Raw genomic sequence first — 19,061 nt, 5'->3', positions numbered from 1 at the left:
AAGACAAAACCTATCCAAATGCATTGATATTGCCAACTGAAGATTACAAATAAATCGAAAAACGCCCACTTTACTTACCAAACAGTCATCCCCATCCTTCTTTTAGTAACTTTTATCAATATAACACCAATAACATGGAGTTATCCGGCTTTAAAACCTTTCATACTATCATTTTGTTATTTAATTAAAAATAATATACTTTTGTTGCCTCTTAAACTTACATAAGCACATGAAATCGGATATAGAAATTGCAAGAGAAGTCTCCCTTCGTAAAATAAAGGAAGTAGCCACAGGTTTGGGTATTCCGCGCGAAGAAGTACAAAACTATGGTCGGTATATCGCCAAAGTGCCCCTTCACCTGATCGATGAAGAGAAAATCAAAGAACATAACCTGATCCTGGTAACAGCTATTACGCCAACCAAAGCAGGTATCGGTAAAACAACCGTATCTATCGGCCTGGCTCTGGGACTGAACAAGATCGGTAAGAAAGCAGTTGCCGCTTTACGTGAACCCTCGCTGGGGCCATGTTTCGGTATGAAAGGTGGAGCAGCCGGAGGCGGATACGCGCAGGTATTGCCGATGGAAAATATCAACTTGCATTTCACAGGCGACTTCCACGCCGTTACATCCGCTCACAATATGATTACAGCCCTGCTGGACAATTATATCTACCAGACACGCCATTCCTGCGAAGGTTTGAAAGAAATCAAATGGAAACGTGTACTCGACGTGAACGACCGCAGCCTGCGTAATATCGTATCCGGCCTGGGTGGTTCGGCCAACGGTGTCCCGACCGAAACCGGATTCGACATCACACCGGCTTCCGAGATGATGGCTATCCTTTGCCTGGCAACCGACCTGGAAGACCTGAAACGCCGCATCGGTAATATCCTGCTGGGATATACGAACGACGACCAGCCGTTCACGGTCAACGACCTGGGTGTTGCCGGAGCGATCACTGTATTGCTGAAAGACGCTCTCCTACCCAATCTGGTACAGACAACCGAAAACACACCGGCATTCGTACACGGCGGCCCGTTCGCCAACATCGCTCACGGTTGCAACTCGATCATCGCCACGAAGATGGCACTTACATACGGCGACTATGTCATCACAGAAGCCGGATTCGGTGCCGACCTGGGAGCGGAAAAATTCTTCGATATCAAATGCCGCAAAGCCGGATTGAAACCGAAACTGACCGTTATCGTGGCTACCGCACAGAGTTTGAAACTGCACGGTGGTGTTCCTGAAGCACAGATTAAGGAACAAAACATCGAAGGTCTGCGCAACGGTTTTGCCAACCTCGACAAACACGTAGCCAATATGAAACGTTTCGGCCAGGAAGTGATCGTTACTTTCAACCGTTACGCAACCGATACGGACGAAGAAATCGCTCTGGTTGCCGAGCATTGTAAAGAACTGGGTGTCGGTTTCGCTATGAACAGCGTATTCGCAGAAGGCGGAGACGGTGGCGTGGAACTGGCTAAACTGGTAGTAGACATAATTGAAAACAAGCCGTCGGGTCCTCTGAAACTCGTCTACGAAGATACAGACACTGTACGCGATAAGATCAAAAAAGTATCCGAAGAGATTTACGGAGCCGCTTCTGTCACCTATACGACACTGGCTGATAAAAAGATCAAGCAGATCGAAAGCCTGGGTATCTCTCATTATCCGATCTGTATCGCCAAGACGCAATATTCATTCTCTTCCGACCCGAAAGCATACGGCGTTGCGAAAAACTTCGAACTGAAGGTTCGTGATATCATCATCAACAATGGTGCCGAAATGATCGTGGTCGTTATGGGTGAGATCATGCGTATGCCGGGACTTCCGAAAGACCCGCAGGCAAAACGGATCGATATCGTCAACGGACTGGTCGAAGGTTTGAGTTAATATAAAGATCATTATTATATGGAAAGAAAGGAGCTTCGTCGGAGTTCCTTTCTTTTTATATCCTTGTTCATCAAATACATCAAACTAACCATCCTTTCAAATATGAAATTATTCCCAACTAATTGTAAGCGTTCAGTACTATATATCTAATAATTTGTTACTTTTGTGGGCGATTTCAAAACATGTACTGAATCTACTAATATCATAAGTCTATGGCAAAAGTAACAAAAGAGGAAGCACTTCGGTATCATTCCGAAGGCAAACCCGGAAAGATCGAAGTCATTCCAACAAAACCCTATAGTACACAGACCGATCTGTCGCTGGCATATTCGCCCGGAGTGGCAGAACCATGCCTGGAAATAGAGAAAAATCCGCTCGATGCTTATAAATATACATCTAAGGGAAACCTGGTAGCTGTCATCTCGAACGGAACAGCCGTTCTGGGATTGGGTAACATAGGTGCACTTGCCGGTAAGCCGGTCATGGAAGGAAAAGGGCTTCTGTTCAAGATATTCGCCGGTATCGATGTGTTCGACATTGAAGTGGACGAAAAAGACCCTGATAAATTCATCGAAACCGTAAAAGCGATCGCCCCTACTTTCGGTGGCATCAACCTGGAAGATATCAAAGCTCCCGAATGCTTCAAGATCGAACAACGCCTGAAGGCGGAACTGGATATTCCGGTTATGCACGACGACCAGCATGGTACGGCGATCATCTCCGGTGCCGGCCTGATCAATGCACTGGAAATAACCGGCAAGAAAATCGAAGACGTAAAGATCGTTGTCAATGGCGCCGGTGCAGCTTCTATCTCCTGTACAAAACTATATGTGATGCTGGGAGCCCGCAAGGAAAACATCATCATGTGCGATAGTAAAGGAGTTATCTCCACTCACCGTACAGACCTGAACGAATCGAAAAAAGAGTTCGCTACGACAAGAGATATCAAAACATTGGAAGAGGCCGTTGTCGGCACAGACGTATTCCTGGGATTATCCGTTGCCAATGTTCTGACACAAGACATGGTTCGCAGCATGAACGAGAACCCGATCGTATTTGCACTGGCAAACCCGAATCCGGAAATCTCTTATGCAGATGCAATGGCTTCACGTGAAGACATCATCTTTGCAACCGGACGTTCGGACTATCCGAACCAGATCAATAATGTACTGGGATTCCCCTATATCTTCCGCGGTGCACTGGATACACACGCCAAAGCGATCAACGAAGAGATGAAACTGGCAGCCGTTCATGCGATCGCCGAACTGGCAAAAGAACCGGTTCCGGATGTTGTCAATGCAGCTTACAAACTAAAACGTACGACTTTCGGACGTGATTATATCCTGCCGAAAGCACTCGACCCCCGCCTGCTGACACGTGTATCCGTTGCTGTAGCCAAAGCGGCTATCGAATCGGGCGTTTCACGAAAGACCATCACCGATTGGGAAGGTTATGCCAACCACCTGCGTGAAATGATGGGCTACGATAACAAGATGCTTCGTTCCTTCACCGACATGGCAAAAGCCAATCCGAAACGAGTGGTATTTGCCGAAGCAAACCACGTCAACATGCTGAAAGCTGCTGTAGAAGCAAAAGCAGAAGGAATCTGTTACCCGATCCTGCTGGGCAACGAAGAACGTCTGGCTAAGATTGCAGAAGAAGAAAACCTGAGCCTGGAAGGTATCGAGATCGTCAACCTGCGTCACGACCGTGAAGAAGAACGCCGCGACCGTTATGCCCGTATCCTGTCTGAAAAGAGAGCACGCGAAGGCGTTACTTTCTCTGAAGCACGCGAAAAGATGGTCGGCCGTAACGCATTCGGTATGATGATGGTAGCGACAGGCGACGCAGATGCATTCGTTACCGGTGTTTACAGCCGCTATTCGGAAGTAACGAAACTGGCTGAAGAAATTATCGGCATCCGTCCTTCATACAAACATTTCGGAGCCATGAACATTATGACTTGCAAGAAAGGTACTTTCTTCATCTCCGATACATTGATCAACCGCCATCCTTCCACAGAAGTGCTGATCGACATCGCCCGTCTTACACACGACGCCGTGAAATTCTTTGCACACGATCCGGTAATGGCTATGTTGTCTTATTCAAACTTCGGTTCCGACAAGCAAGGCAGCCCGCAGAAAGTACATGATGCCATCGATTATCTGCACAAGAACCATCCGGAGATCATGATCGACGGAGAAATGCAGGTAAACTTCGCTCTCGACAAGAAACTACGCGACGAGATGTATCCGTTCAACAAGCTGAAAGGAAAAGATGTCAACGTTTTAGTATTTCCTAATTTAAGTTCTGCCAACAGTGCCTATAAGTTACTGGATGCACTGGGTATCACCGAAACGATCGGCCCGATCCAGATGGGATTGAACAAACCGATCCACTTCACCGACGTAGAAAGCTCTACCCGCGACATCGTCAACCTGACAACAGTTGCTGTCGTAGACGCCATCGTACAGGAACAGATCGAAAAGGGAGAATAAAATCCGATATCAGAAAAATAACCTCAAACAAAGGAGTGTATCCGAAGTTCCGTAAAAGAACTTTAGATACACTTCCTATACATAAAAAGCCATGGATAGAAGAACATTTGTAGGATTGACAGCATCGACTCTACTGGCAGGAACTCCCGACAATATCAAAGCAAACCTTTTTAATGCAAAAACGGACGAGCGTATCACTGTCCGCTTTTTAGGGACAGGTGCTGCCGACTGGGACGGACGGGACGAACGCGGGGAACTACGCCGCTTAACGAGTATCCTTGTGGACGGACATATTCTCATTGATTTCACGCCGACCGACAAAGATATGCTACCTGCCGATTGCCATCCGAAAATCATCTTCTACACACATTCGCACGGCGACCACTACAACCCTTCTGCGGCTCTTAAACTTGGTATCAAACAAGTCTACTTAAGTCAGACCTGGTACGACATAGCAAAAGATGAATTTGAAAAAGCCGCTAAAGAGCTGAATCTGGATCTTCCTGTGATCACTCCTATTTACATCGGACAGCAAATCACGATAGGCGATTTGACTTTTACTCCGCTTCCGGGCAATCACGCAACGGACCATCTCTTTGAACAGGCTCTCATTTATCTGATTGAAAAACAAAGAACGCGTATACTTTACGCTACAGACACATCCGGGCTCACAGCGACGGCAACCCGTTTGATCGGGATCGACGCACATCAGAAGGGAACTCCTATCACCGCCTTGATCATGGAAGCGACAATAGGAATGGGACATGACAGTGACTACCGCCTTTTTACGCACACCAGTGTGGTACAGATCGAACAGATCGTACGTGTCTTAACGGCCACAAAACGTTACACACCGTCCATTGGACAACCTGTCTACCTCACTCATCTTGCACGTACCTTACATGGAACACAAGCCGAATTGGATGCTCACCTTCCTGCACCTTTACGTGCCGCCTACGATGGACTCGAGGTTGTTTTTCAGGCAGACTAAGCAATTCCCAGCAACTCCACTTCAAAGATCAAGGTAGAAAATGCCGGTATCGGACCGGAAGCCCGGTTTCCATAGCCGGAGGTATATGGTATATAAACGACCCATTTATCCCCTACATGCATCTGTTGAAGTGCTATCTGCCATCCTTCTATTACCTGATTCAGCCGGAAAGCCTCCGGACAGTTACGTTCGTATGAATTATCAAATTCACGCCCATCGATCAGAGTTCCCCGGTAATGCACGGAAACAACGTCATCCGGACGGGGAGAAATAGTCCCGCTGCCCGGCTCCGTTACTTTATATAATATCCCCCCTGCCAGTTTCTTTACACCTTCCTGCAAAGCAATTTCTTCCAGAAACAGCAGATTCTGTTCTTTATATTCTTCTTTCCTGTTCTTTGCCATTTTTTCCTTTTTAACGACAAAGATAAGTCATTCTTTAAAACGAGCCTAAACTTCATTTTGCATAACAAGGCAATCGCTCTAAATTAGAAAGATTTGAGCCAATGTTGCAATAATAGAAAATATTGAACCCAAATGACAGGTTTTGTAGGGGCGGGGGTTACCCGCCCTTTGCGACAATAATATAACAACCGATGGAGAAGGGCGGGCAGACCCCGCCCCTACCAACGACACTACATTCAATTTTGATAATTTCTGAATCAAAATTTTCAGAACTCCAACCAGGCATAATCAGATTGTAGGACCAAGAGTTTTGATACTAATTCTATATCGTACAATTAAAGAAATTAAGTTATACGCTGAGTTATACATACCTTATACGCCATATCTGTTGAATTTCAATAGACCGAAACAAGTTATAAAACATACCTTATACACATGGACCGGTCTCTCTTTAAATATAGATAGAAGTATCTTTAATATAGAATTTATAATAGGGTATTTTTTCAGTAGAAGTCAAACCGTTCTCTAACGCTCTATTACAAAGTAAATCATTTTCCAAAACATATATGTTTCGTTTGCAAATCATATATGTTTTGTCGTTAAAACACCTATGTTTCGACAGCGGTTGTCAGCTCTTTTTCCAATAAAGAATAACTGTCTTTATTCAGCACTAACCATCCCTATCTGCTCCTATCCGGTAGTCACTTTTCAATTGTACTTACTTTTGTGAGGTTATCGATTATCTGATAAGAACCGGAATAATTTATTTTGGTTCGATTGCTCTATTTAAAGCAAGGTACTCCCCACCCCTCCTTATTATCTCGTGAAAATTAGTCCTTTATTAAACCAAGCATGACTTTTTTATGTTTATGTGTAGAATCTAAACAAAAAAGTTATGCACATAAGTACATGGTGTTATACTGTGCTTTGTCTTTTTCTGCCGATAACGCTAATGGCACAGACAAAGCATAAGTACCTCGATCACGCATTACCGGAGGCGTGGCAGGAGAATGACAGTAGTTTCCAACAGACCTTACCCGTAGAAGACAACTGGTGGAAGAATTTTGATGATCCGGTATTGGATTCCCTGATCGATGTAGCCGTGAAGCAGAACTATTCTGTGCAGATGGCCGCCGACCGTATCGCCATGGCAAAAGCCAACCTACGCATACAGCAGGGCAGTTACTCACCTACACTGGGACTTTCGGCCGGATGGACCAGGCAGCAGAGCAGTGGCAACACCAGTAGCCTGCCGCAGACAATTACCCAATACGCCGATGCTTCGCTTTCGATGAGCTGGGAAATAGACGTATTCGGCAGTATCCGCAATCGTGTAAAGGCCCAGAAAGAAAACTTTGCAGCCTCCAAAGAGGAATATAATGCAGTAATGGTGTCTCTTTGCGCCCAGGTCGCATCTGCTTATATTAATTTGCGTGAACTGCAACAGGAAGTCGACGTAGTCACACAAAACTGCCTCTCCCAACAGGCAGTCGTCGAGATTACCCAAAAAAGATATGAGACAGGGTTGGTTTCAAAACTGGATGTAGCACAAGCCCAGTCTGTCTATTACAGTACCAAAGCCTCACTGCCCATGTTGGAAGCAGGCATCATCCAGTATACAAACGCATTGGCGGTATTGATGGGACTTTATCCGCAGGACGTCAAAGGATTGATCGACACCCCGCGCCCGCTGCCTAACTACATCGAAACAGTCGGAATAGGCTTTCCGGCAAATCTCCTGCTTCGCCGTCCGGATATCCGCTCCGCCCAGCGCCAGGTGAATGCACAGGCTGCCACACTGGGAGCGTCGAAATCCGATTGGTGGCCACAGGTATTCGTCAAAGGTTCCATCGGATTCGCTTCGCACGACATCGATAAAATAGCCAATCATAACAGTCTGACGTATGAAATCGCACCGGCTATCTCATGGAATTTCTTTCAGGGAGGTAAATTGGCACAGGCAACGCGCCTGGCAAAAGCCCAACTGGACGAGACGATCAAGCAGTTCAATGAAACCGTCCTCTCTTCCGTACAGGAAGTCGATAATGCGATGAGTTCGTATAAAAATTCGATCAAACAGATCGTCGCTCTCCGCGAGGTGGTCAATCAGGGTAAGCAGACACTCGATCTGTCGCTCGACCTGTACAAACAGGGACTGACCCCATTCCAGAACGTGCTGGATGCCCAACGCTCGTTACTCACCTACGAAAATCAGCTGACACAGGCTAAAGGCAGTTCACTTCTTCATCTGATCCAGCTCTATCAGGCACTGGGCGGCGGCTGGAACCAGGAATAACTTCTTTATCTCACGAAGTCGAGAGAAAGAGACGACCAATAAAACTAAAAAACGCAAATATGAATACGACAATTAAAATCACCCTGATCGCCCTGTCATCCCTCCTGATGGCATCGTGCAAAGGGAAAAAGCAACCGACGGAGGCCCCGGCTCCTTCCATCAGTGTAACAACACCGGAAGTCAAGGATATTACGCTGACAAAAGATTATCCCGGTTATCTGAGCTCCGAGTTAATGGTAAACCTGGTTGCCCGGGTAAACGGATATCTTCAGACCTCGCACCTGGTAGCAGGCAGCAAAGTCCGGAAAGGCGATCTGATCTTCGTGATCGAACCCGATACCTATAAAGATAATGTAGTACAGGCAGAAGCGGCACTCAAAACCTCCAAAGCGCAACTCGATTATGCCCGAAGCAATTATGAGCGGATGAAAGAAGCGGCTAAAAGCGGAGCTGTCAGCCAGATCCAGGTCTTGCAGGCTCAATCGACCGTAGCCGAAATGGAAGCCTCCGTACGCAATGCGGAAGCCGGGTTGAACACCGCCCGGACCAATCTGAGCTATTGCTATATCCGCGCTCCGTTCGACGGACGGATCACACGCGCTAACTACGATATAGGCAACTACATCAATGGTTCGGTTCAGCCCGTCACGCTGGCTACTTTATATAAAGACGACCTGATGTATGTAAACTTCAATATCGAGGACAACCAGTTTATGAAGATGATGATCACGGCCGCCCGGAACGACTCCACCGTCCGGCTGCCCGAAACAATCTCCGTACATCTGGGAGAAAACGGACGTCAGAACTACACAGGCCGGCTGGATTACCTTTCTCCCAATGTAGACCTCTCGACCGGGACACTGAATGTCCGCGCCAATCTCGATAACAAGGACGGGGAACTGAAAAGCGGATTATACGTCACCATCACCCTCCCTTACAGCGAAAAGAAAAACGCCGTCCTGGTGCGCGATGCCTCCATCGGTACCGACCAGCTGGGAAAATACCTTTATATCGTCAATGATTCCAATATCGTACGATACCGCCATATAGAACCGGGACAACTGGTGGACGACACGCTGCGGCAGGTCATCAGCGGGATCGAACCGAACGAACGTTACGTCACCACCGCTTTACTGAAAGTAAGGGACGGAATGAGTATCACCCCCATAAAATAAGAACGTCATGGTAAAATTCTTTATAAACAGACCGATCTTTGCCACCGTTCTTGCCCTGATCATTGTGGTAGCAGGACTGGTCACACTCAACGTATTACCCATCGCCCAATATCCGGATATCACGCCGCCTACCGTACAGGTCTCGGCCGTTTATCCGGGGGCGGATGCACAAACGGTCTCACAGACCGTCGGATTACCGATCGAACAACAGGTGAACGGTGTGGACGGAATGCTCTATATGAGTTCCAATTCCTCCAGCTCCGGTGCCTATTCACTGACCATCACATTCGCGGTCGGTACGGATATCGACATGGCGACCGTCATGGTACAGAACCGTGTCAGCATCGCGCAAAGCAGCCTTCCGGAAGCCGTGATCGTACAAGGTATCACGACTCGCAAACAATCGTCAAACATTGTGATGATGCTTTCACTGACCTCTAAAGATCCCCTCTATGACGGGCTTTATCTGAGCAATTATGCCAGCCTGAATCTGACCGACCAGCTGGCCCGCCTGCCGGGAGTCGGTTCAGTGAATGTCATGGGAGCCGGTAGTTACAGTATGCGTATCTGGCTCGATCCCGAAGTCATGCGTATCCGTAACCTGACGCCCGACATGGTTTTTCAGGCTATCTCTACGCAGAACAGGCAGGTATCCGCCGGTTATGTCGGGCAACCGATCGCGCAGGCAAACAATCCTTATCAATATACCCTGACGGTAAAAGGCCGATTGACCACTCCGGAAGAGTTCGGAAATATCATCATACGGACTGAACAAGGCGGCAAAATACTCCGCCTGAAAGATATCGCCCGTACTGAGCTGGGCAGTTCCTCTTACAATGTGACCTCCCAGCTAAAAGGACAACAGGCGGCAGCGATTGCCATCTACCAGTTACCGGGTTCCAACTCGTTGGAAGTATCCAAAGCCGTACGGGCGAAAATGGAAGAAATAGCCGCTACCCTGCCGCAAGGTGTTGAGTATAATGTAACACTCGACACGACGGAAGTCATAAACGCCTCCATCGACGAAGTATTAGTAACCTTCCTGGAGACAACTGCATTGGTCGTCCTGGTTATCTTCCTGTTCCTCCAAAACTTCCGGGCAGTAATCATTCCTTGCCTCACCATCCCTGTTTCATTGATAGGAACACTGGCTGTAATGGGGGCGCTGGGATTCTCGGTCAACACCTTGACATTGTTCGGGTTAATACTGGCTATTGCCATTGTGGTGGATGATGCGATCGTGGTCGTCGAGAACTCGTCGCGATATATGGATACCGGGAAATATACGGCACGCGAAGCGGTGACCAAAGCGATGGGCGAGATTGTCGGACCGATCGTCGGCGTCGTGCTGGTCCTGTTGGCGGTATTCATCCCGACGACCTTTATTGGCGGTATCTCCGGGCAACTTTACAAACAATTCGCCCTGACCATCGCAGCCGCAACCGTATTGAGCGGTATCAACTCGTTGACGTTGACACCGGCTCTCTGTGCCTTGTTCCTGCAAGTCACCAAAGATCCGACCTTTTTCGTATTCAAAGCATTCAATAAAGTATATGACAAAACGCAAAAGGTTTACGACGATGTGGTCGACCGCATGCTGAAACATCAGATCGTCACACTGGTCATCTTCCTGATCGTCTCAGCTGCAGCAGCTATTCTGTTCATGCGCTGGCCGTCTACTTTCATTCCGGAAGAAGATGACGGATACTTCCTGGTTTCAACCCAGTTGCCTCCGGCAGCCAGTCTGCCCCGTACACAGGAAGTAAGCCGGAAAATCAACAAGATACTCGACAGTTATCCGGAGGTCAAAACCTATATGGGTATCAGCGGTTTCTCCGTAATGGGAGGCGGCGAATTATCGAATGCCGGAACCTATTTTGTCGTACTGAAAAACTGGAATGAACGGAAAGGGAAAGGTCATACGGCACAAGATGTCGTCACCCGCTTTAACCGGGAAGCCTACGGTATCCAGGAAGCGCAGATATTTGCCCTGGTCCCCCCTGCCATCCCTGGCCTGGGTGCTTCCGGCGGCCTGCAACTGCAACTGGAAGACCGCAAGAACCTGGGACCGACCGAAATGCAGCATGCCATCGAGACATTGCTGGAAACCTATCATACCAAGCCTCAGCTCCTGAGTTTATCCAGTATGTATCAGGCTAATGTGCCACAATACCGACTGAACATAGACCGCGATAAAGTACAGCTGCTGGGATTACAATTGAGCGATGTCTTCTCGACATTAAGTTATTACATGGGAGCTGCCTATGTAAATGACTTTGTCGAGTTCGGACGCATCTACCAGGTGAAGATCGAAGCCAGCGGACAGGCTCAGAAAGTGATCGACGATGTCATGCGGTTAAGCCTGGAGAACAGCGCAGGTAAAATGGTTCCTTTCTCCGCCTTTACAGAAGCCGTACAACAATTGGGACTGGACCAGATCAACCTGTATAATATGTATTCTTCCGCCTCCATCACCTGTATCGCTAATCCGAAATACAGTTCCGGAGAAGCCATACAGGCCATGGAAGAACTTATACAGGAACAACTGGGTGATAATTTTGGTTACGAATGGACCTCCGTCGCCTATCAGGAAACAAAAGCCGGATCGACTACGATCCTGATCTTCGGTATGGCATTACTGGTTGCCTTCCTCGTACTTTCGGCACAATACGAAAGCTGGACAAGCCCGCTGGCTGCCATCCTGGGATTGCCGATCGCGTTGCTGGGTGCTATTCTGGGTTGCTTCATCATGGGCGTGCCTGTCAGCGTCTACACCCAGATCGGTATTATCCTGCTGATAGCCCTCTCCGCAAAGAACGGTATCCTGATCGTCGAGTTTGCCCGCGACTACCGTGCCGCAGGTAATTCCATCCGCGAATCAGCTCTTGAAGCCGGACACGTCCGCCTGCGCCCGATCCTGATGACTTCGTTCGCTTTCGTGTTGGGCGTTATGCCGTTGCTGTTCGCTACCGGAGCCGGAGCCGCCAGCCGTGTCTCATTGGGTGCAGCCGTTGTATTCGGTATGGCGATCAATACGATCTTCGCCACCGCTTTCATCCCGAGCTTTTACGAATGGATGCAAACCATTCAGGAAAAGTGGCTGGATAAATCGTCACCCGACAGCTCCGGGGGAAAGAAGTGAACCTTTCAGATCGTATTAGGGGACGCAGATGACGCAGAAAGCGCAGACGCTCGCAGACTTTTTATTTTTCTTTTAAACAATAATTTATCTGCGTTTACTCTGCGTTTTCTGCGTCATCTGCGTCCCCTAATACAAACTATTAATAAATAGCTCCTATATACCTATCAATATTACCTATTTGATTTCTGTTTAATAACATTTTACTTTTGTTCAGTAATAGAAAACAAATCGCGTATAAGGTTGGTTACATTAATATTCAAGGTAAGATGTTGTCGACTTTATACAAATAAAAAATTTATTTATGGAGAACAAAAAGCTAACAGCTGCCAACGGTCGCCCCGTTGCAGACAATCAGAATTCACAGACAGTAGGTCCGCGTGGACAAATGTTATTACAAGATCCCTGGTTTTTAGAGAAATTGGCCCATTTCGACCGCGAAGTCATTCCCGAAAGACGTATGCATGCCAAAGGATCCGGAGCATTTGGTACTTTTACTGTGACACACGACATTACTAAATACACAAAGGCTGTGATCTTTAGTGAAGTCGGTAAAAAGACAGACTGTTTCGTCCGCTTCTCTACCGTTGCCGGTGAACGCGGAGCTGCAGATGCTGAACGCGATATTCGTGGTTTTGCCATGAAGTTTTATACAGAAGAAGGTAACTGGGATTTAGTCGGAAACAATACACCGGTATTTTTCCTGCGCGATCCGTTAAAATTCCCCGACCTTAACCACGCCGTCAAAAGAGATCCGAAAACAAACCTGCGCAGCGCAAACAATAACTGGGATTTCTGGACATTGCTTCCGGAAGCATTACATCAGGTTACCATTACCATGAGTTCTCGCGGTATCCCCTATTCTTATCGCCACATGCACGGTTTCGGTAGCCATACTTATAGCTTTATCAATGCAAAGAACGAACGTATCTGGGTAAAGTTCCACCTGAGGACATTGCAGGGGATCAAGAACCTGACTGACCAGGAAGCAGAAGCGATCATCGCAAAAGATCGCGAATCGCATCAGCGTGACCTGTTTGAAAGCATTGAAAAAGGTGATTTCCCTAAATGGAAATTCCAGATCCAGCTAATGACGGAAGAACAGGCAGAAAACTACCGTATCAATCCGTTCGACCTGACAAAGGTATGGCCGCACGGCGATTTCCCGCTGCACGACGTTGGTATCCTCGAACTGAACCGTAACCCGGAAAATTATTTCGCAGATGTGGAACAAGCAGCCTTTAACCCGATCAACACGATAGAAGGTATCGGTTTCTCTCCGGACAAAATGCTTCAGGGACGTCTGTTCTCTTACGGAGATGCACAACGTTATCGCCTGGGTGTGAACTCTGAACAAATACCGGTAAACAAACCTCGTTGCCCTTTCCATGCTTACCATCGCGACGGAGCTATGCGCGTAGACGGTAATTACGGTTCGGCAAAAGGATATGAACCGAACAGTTACGGCGAATGGCAGGATTCTCCCGAAAAGAAAGAACCGCCTTTGAAAGCCAACGGCGATATCTACAATTATAACGAACGTGAATACGATGACGATTATTACAGCCAGCCGGGTGCTCTGTTCCGCCTGATGCCAGCCGACGAACAACAGGTTCTGTTCGAAAATACTGCCCGTCAGATCGGTGGAGCCGAATTGTTCATCCAGCAACGTCACGTACGCAACTGTTACAAAGCCGATCCTGCCTATGGCAAAGGTGTTGCTGATGCACTGGGCATCAGCCTGGAAGATGCTTTGAAGGAAACAAGATAGTATAAGTACCCCCTTGATAAATTCTGTTCAAAAAGAGAATGCCTACAATACCGGAAGGTAAAGAGGCATTCTTCTTTTTTGGATAATTACATACCTACATCACTCTTTCACACACCGAACAGAAAACCCTTCCATAGAAGCAATCGACAAATAAGTATCAAAAACAAACTTACTAGAATAATAGCCAGTTGCCAAATACCACATCTGATTGCTATTCATCGTACTTGACCATAGATTAAATTCTCCGCCTGTACCGATAAGCTCCCCTCTCCGCGTTTGTCCACTACGAGATCCGGATGAAGGAATGAAAATAGAGGCATAGTTATAAGGATTGTAAACAAGCATACCCGCATAACCAATATTTGTTTCATCTCCCACCATAGTTGGAATACGGTAAGTTGTTCCATTTACTGTTTCCGACATATAAATATTAAAACCCTCGTTGGATCTCCCTTGCGTATTTGGGATACGTATAGGTTTTCTGTCAAAATAACCATCTGCAATATATCCACGAAGCATATTACCATAATCAGAAGTCGCTACGCCATTTTGGGGATATAACCAAAAAGACTGACGCATCTCCGATCCCTCTATATAACCGGCATTACCATTCACTCCATCGGCCGGCCGGCGATAACCGGATGGACAAACATTCCTTGCATCACTATAATCTCCGGTTGAAGAATAATTACTCCATCCTACCTCACTGGCAGTGCCGACAGGATAATATGCCACATTCGAATTACCTTGAAAAAAATAACCACCCATAGAAGGGTATGAAGTATAAATTCCTCCATTTTGTACAACCTCTACTTTTTTTGCACCTCCCTTCACTGTAATATTATAAGGCTGTATCTTTACAGCTTTAGGACGTCTTGATAACACGACAGTTCCGCTATTTTCATCCGTTACAGGATCATACGGACGCATCAGATAATCAGGTTCTTCCCCCTGCCGTACATAGATCAGGTGAGTTCCTCCCGAATGAATGAAAGCTATCAATCCATAACGGGGAGCTGTTTCCTGACTACTCAATGTACTTTTCAAACCCACACGAAAATAGATATTGTCAGCTGTTCCTGTGACCAATGATTTACCTTTCTGATTCTCTGTGAAACAACAATTAGCCTCAATTGCTTCATCTGTAGAATACAGAGGTTCTTCCGGATCATAGCTTGTAGGATTATCCGGGTCATCCCAACCATACGGGTTTAGGGATATTTTGCTATCATTACTCTTATCTGTATCTAACTCTATAAAATCCTGCCCTACAATAACAACTGCAGTCCATTTTTTTGTCCGGTCTTTTTCAAAAGAACGGATACGAATAATACGTTCAGCCTTTTGATTCCAACGATGGAAAGTTCCGACAAAAGTATAAGGCCGTATTTGGGCTAATCCGGTATAAACATCCAGTTTTTCCTGATGAAACATCACTTTAGTCCGGCCATCATCCTTAGAACTTGCGACATAAAACTCTCCGTCACGCTCAGATACACTATTATTATATCCTACATTGGCTGAAACAAGGGCATATAGCTTACCTGTACGACTCTCATAAGATTCATTTCCGTTGTCTGTTCCATATTTTCCGGAATCATCTCCGAAAAGCACCTTATCTTTCATTTCCATGGCCCTGTTGCCAATCGTTACATTTTCAAACGACATTTCTTCCGGTACGGCAGGCAAAGTGCTGCGACGAATAACTTTTACCACTTTACTTAAATTGCCTATCCGGAAAATAAGGGAGCCTTCCGTCAAGTCCGGCGAACAGTTTATCTTTATCGGCTTATCTTTTGTCTCCGTAAGAGCCAATGATTGAGTCGTTTTGCCATCGCTAAAAGTCAATCCATTACCAGAAGTTGTCACAGAGCCTTCCCCCCAGGCGGTTACCCCATCAGTCGGAACGGTATAACTAACATTTACTGCTTCCACATCCCTACGTATTCCACTTTTTATATTATCGTATAAAATCAAAGTACTATTTGAAACACCCAGATACTGTTCCCCGTTAGAAACTATATCATGCGAATTCAAATCAGTAACATCAATATTAAACTGAATATCCCGGTTTGATGCCGGATTTTTCATTGCATCTGCAGCGGTAGCATAACCGGCTGAAGATATCTTTTGAATATTTATTTTATAGTAGGTATTGCGTTCTATCGGCAAATATTGTTGATTACTACTCCCTGCTTCTTTCTTCCATATATTTAACCGATGATATCCGGGAACACCATCATATTCCCCTTTGATAATAACAAATACACCTTCATCATCTTTTTTTACCGGTGCCTCGAAAAGATATAACGGTTCGGTTTCTTTTGAGTCTTTAGGCACACCGCGCATCATATATTCCGGAGAATATGTATTACCGGAAACAACACCTGCGTACGAAGCTCGGCCTATGTTTTCTATCTGTTGGTTATTGGGAAAGACATATCCTTCAAGTGGAGCATTTCCCATATTAGCTCCCAATAATGTATAATGATCATTTCCAGAGTTATTTATTACTGTAACTTTTGCTGTGGAAGGACTTAATTCAAAAGAAAGGGTTGTTGGATCAGAACTATCATACGACTCAGGTTCTGAAACCATTGGAGGAAAAGAAGGGTCTGCTATTATGTAATCCTTTCCTTCAACTTTCGCCGTCGATAACTTTATCTTCAATGCCTCCTGTAGCTCTCCTAATGTTGTAATTCCACCCAGTTGCTGCCCTGACAGATAAGAAGCTATATTGGCAAAAACATACATCTTTCCTTTCAGATTTTCATCTTTTAAATCCGCTCTGTACGTATTATCTCCTACCGAGTTAGCTTCTGACGATGCCAGAATCCTTGCATCACCAGGATCTGCTTCATCTTTAACAACCACAACATAGACACTATTTATCCCTCCGGATCTATTTTCTCCGGCACGTGTATCCATTACTTCTTCATCAGCCATAACAATCGTAAAACGTAACTGCACATCTTTTACGCCTGGTTTTACCAACTGCTCATCCACACATGAACTGAGAAAAAACAGATAGATAAACCACACCAGCCCCAAAAACAAATGTTTCATATCCTTTCCTTTCATTCTCTAAATTACTTATCGATCCACAAAGCACTCAAATACGTAGTACTCCCATGTAACGTTACCGTGAGATTACCATTTCCATCGTCCGGAACTTCCGCCCCGGATGATGTATATGTCCATTTACCTGAAAATACCATGCCGGAAGGAGAAATAAAAACCGGGATATCTACACTATGAACTGTTATTTCTTTTCCAAGGATGGCCATCCCTTCCAGCTGACTATATCTTACCTCACAAGGATTGGTAGAGCCACTTCCTCCATTAGCATTGAATATAATTTGTGCAACAACCGGATTGGATTCGATCACTACAGTTCTTTTCAATCCGCCGGCATTCAGTATCAATGTATATTTGTTGTTATTGTTATATGTATCAGAGGATACAAACTTAATATCCATATATCCGTTATATGGATAATATGAACTCTCCTGACTTTTAAAAAGATGAAAATTAGACACTCCCTGGCCTGCCAGATTATCAAAGAGATTATTTACGTTGAATTTACTGCCATCATAGGCAATACCTTCCTCTTCTATAAATACTTCCTCCTGATTTGTCCAGAAAAAGACCCGTACCGTTTCTACAGACATCGGGATATCTTTACTCGTTACATTTAAGACAGGCGTATTTACCGATCCGCTAATTTCTTCTGTTTTAGTCCAACCGGTTACATTTAGTTCTATTTGGAAAATGGCCAATGTGCCTATGGAAGAAACCGTTGCATTTACATTATACTGCGTATTCCGGGTAAGACTTAATTCCGACTGAGATAAATCATTAATCTGCTTCCCTGAATTATTATATAATTGCTGAACTCCGTTTCCCAATGGAATTTTGTATGTAGTTTTCAGATCCTCTGTATCCGTATGATAATCTGCCGTAATTTGCAGATAAGAATATTGCTGATTATTAGATTGGCTCATAATAAACTCCGGCACATAAAAAACGAGTTGTTTGGAAGAAGGTAATGATGAAGATTTACTAACCACATACGAATCGAATGGACTTGTCGTCGTCGATATTTGTGAACCCTCATAAGGGAGTGCTCCCAACCCCATAAAACCATATTGCGGTATACGAACCACTGAGGCTTCCTTAAATGTCACTTCTACATTATTATCCCAATCATTACCCGACAAAGTCCCCTTCGTTATTTGCAATACAACTTTAGCCACCGACCGGATCAGCGACATATTGATTATTTTCCCCTGACCGGCATTCCATTCATCAGTACTAAGCGATTTGGTTTCAGCATACATCGGAATATATCCTTTATTCGAAGCATTCCCCTGACCAGCAAGAGAAATGTCCAACATTCCATTTGAATCATAAATGGACGAGAAATCAAGACGCGCATCTCTTACCTGTTCGTAGGTAAGCGTACCGTCCATCGATTTCAATTCATTTGCTACCAGACAAATAATGATGTTTTGTTTCTTTAAAAGTTCCGAAATTTTAAATTCATCATCAGCCGTCTTGACAAAATAAGTAAATGTATTAGAAGGGATTTCTCCTGCGGCATCCGATGTCAGGAAATATTTGTTGAGAAGCATCGTTTTGCCATCGGATGAAAAAACAAACAACCGTAAAGAACGAATCGCATTTTCTTTATCCGAAGCTTTTGCCTCACCAGCTCCAATATCCGACGAAACACGGGTTACAATACAGATAGCATCTGTATGATCGGTTGTCTCTGTTTTCTGGTCGATAAGAACTTCCTGTTCACAACCACATATACCGAAAACCAGCAACAAACAACCGGTTAAGAGGTTCAGCCTATATTTTTGAAACAATCCTTTCATCTCCATT

10 protein-coding genes are annotated in these 19,061 nt (G+C 45.5%); 7 read left to right on the top strand and 3 right to left on the bottom strand.

All coding sequences use genetic code 11. The features are described 5' to 3' along the window. Window positions 1-229: 229 nt before the first annotated feature. The 3 genes from DWX23_RS21920 to DWX23_RS21910 all read left to right on the top strand — a co-directional run bounded on the left by DWX23_RS21920 (window position 230) and on the right by DWX23_RS21910 (window position 5,386). Window positions 230-1,897 (top strand): formate--tetrahydrofolate ligase, encoded by a 1,668-nt coding sequence (locus DWX23_RS21920; protein WP_122376063.1) that lies wholly within the window; start codon window positions 230-232, stop codon window positions 1,895-1,897. Between the two features lie 212 nt (window positions 1,898-2,109). Then, entirely contained in the window at window positions 2,110-4,395 is a 2,286-nt protein-coding gene (locus DWX23_RS21915) for an NADP-dependent malic enzyme (RefSeq protein ID WP_122376062.1), read from the top strand. Window positions 4,396-4,486: 91 nt separating this feature from the next. After that, entirely contained in the window at window positions 4,487-5,386 is a 900-nt protein-coding gene (locus tag DWX23_RS21910) for an MBL fold metallo-hydrolase (RefSeq protein ID WP_122376061.1), read from the top strand. Here DWX23_RS21910 and DWX23_RS21905 read toward each other — a convergent pair. Beyond that, on the bottom strand, window positions 5,383-5,790 hold the full coding sequence (locus DWX23_RS21905; RefSeq protein ID WP_122376060.1) for an FKBP-type peptidyl-prolyl cis-trans isomerase: 408 nt from the start codon (window positions 5,788-5,790) through the stop codon (window positions 5,383-5,385). The two genes, DWX23_RS21910 and DWX23_RS21905, sit on opposite strands and share 4 nt — an antisense overlap. Window positions 5,791-6,685: 895 nt before the next feature. Here DWX23_RS21905 and DWX23_RS21900 point away from each other — a divergent pair. The 4 genes from DWX23_RS21900 (at window position 6,686) to DWX23_RS21885 (ending at window position 14,171) form a co-directional block, all read left to right on the top strand. Then, window positions 6,686-8,086: an efflux transporter outer membrane subunit gene (locus DWX23_RS21900; protein ID WP_122376059.1), complete on the top strand. Its 1,401-nt coding sequence runs from the start codon at window positions 6,686-6,688 to the stop codon at window positions 8,084-8,086. Between the two features lie 59 nt (window positions 8,087-8,145). Next, window positions 8,146-9,261, top strand: a complete 1,116-nt coding sequence (locus DWX23_RS21895; protein WP_122376058.1) for an efflux RND transporter periplasmic adaptor subunit — start codon at window positions 8,146-8,148, stop codon at window positions 9,259-9,261. Between the two features lie 7 nt (window positions 9,262-9,268). Continuing rightward, window positions 9,269-12,403: an efflux RND transporter permease subunit gene (locus DWX23_RS21890; RefSeq protein ID WP_122376057.1), complete on the top strand. Its 3,135-nt coding sequence runs from the start codon at window positions 9,269-9,271 to the stop codon at window positions 12,401-12,403. Between the two features lie 301 nt (window positions 12,404-12,704). Beyond that, entirely contained in the window at window positions 12,705-14,171 is a 1,467-nt protein-coding gene (locus DWX23_RS21885) for a catalase (protein WP_122352598.1), read from the top strand. Window positions 14,172-14,270: 99 nt separating this feature from the next. Here DWX23_RS21885 and DWX23_RS21880 read toward each other — a convergent pair whose 3' ends face one another. Together DWX23_RS21880 and DWX23_RS21875 are read right to left on the bottom strand one after the other, a co-directional pair. Beyond that, window positions 14,271-17,237 (bottom strand): hypothetical protein, encoded by a 2,967-nt coding sequence (locus DWX23_RS21880; RefSeq protein ID WP_147382563.1) that lies wholly within the window; start codon window positions 17,235-17,237, stop codon window positions 14,271-14,273. Between the two features lie 23 nt (window positions 17,238-17,260). Then, entirely contained in the window at window positions 17,261-19,054 is a 1,794-nt protein-coding gene (locus tag DWX23_RS21875) for a fimbrial protein (RefSeq protein WP_158607112.1), read from the bottom strand. Between the last annotated feature and the right edge of the window lie 7 nt (window positions 19,055-19,061).

The organism is Parabacteroides sp. AF18-52 (genome assembly GCF_003479145.1).
GTDB lineage: Bacteria > Bacteroidota > Bacteroidia > Bacteroidales > Tannerellaceae > Parabacteroides > Parabacteroides faecis.
Note: the sequence above shows the minus strand (reverse complement) of the source record. Positions and strands in the feature narration are given on the sequence as shown.

Excerpts from the sequence above, each read along its gene's own strand:
- DWX23_RS21900 (WP_122376059.1), top strand. The coding sequence starts at position 6,686 with ATGCACATAAGTACATGGTGTTATACTGTGCTTTGTCTTTTTCTGCCG.
- DWX23_RS21885 (WP_122352598.1), top strand. The coding sequence starts at position 12,705 with ATGGAGAACAAAAAGCTAACAGCTGCCAACGGTCGCCCCGTTGCAGAC.
- DWX23_RS21895 (WP_122376058.1), top strand. The coding sequence starts at position 8,146 with ATGAATACGACAATTAAAATCACCCTGATCGCCCTGTCATCCCTCCTG.
- DWX23_RS21920 (WP_122376063.1), top strand. The coding sequence starts at position 230 with ATGAAATCGGATATAGAAATTGCAAGAGAAGTCTCCCTTCGTAAAATA.
- DWX23_RS21905 (WP_122376060.1), bottom strand. The coding sequence starts at position 5,790 with ATGGCAAAGAACAGGAAAGAAGAATATAAAGAACAGAATCTGCTGTTT.
- DWX23_RS21910 (WP_122376061.1), top strand. The coding sequence starts at position 4,487 with ATGGATAGAAGAACATTTGTAGGATTGACAGCATCGACTCTACTGGCA.
- DWX23_RS21915 (WP_122376062.1), top strand. The coding sequence starts at position 2,110 with ATGGCAAAAGTAACAAAAGAGGAAGCACTTCGGTATCATTCCGAAGGC.
- DWX23_RS21875 (WP_158607112.1), bottom strand. The coding sequence starts at position 19,054 with ATGAAAGGATTGTTTCAAAAATATAGGCTGAACCTCTTAACCGGTTGT.
- DWX23_RS21880 (WP_147382563.1), bottom strand. The coding sequence starts at position 17,237 with ATGAAACATTTGTTTTTGGGGCTGGTGTGGTTTATCTATCTGTTTTTT.
- DWX23_RS21890 (WP_122376057.1), top strand. The coding sequence starts at position 9,269 with ATGGTAAAATTCTTTATAAACAGACCGATCTTTGCCACCGTTCTTGCC.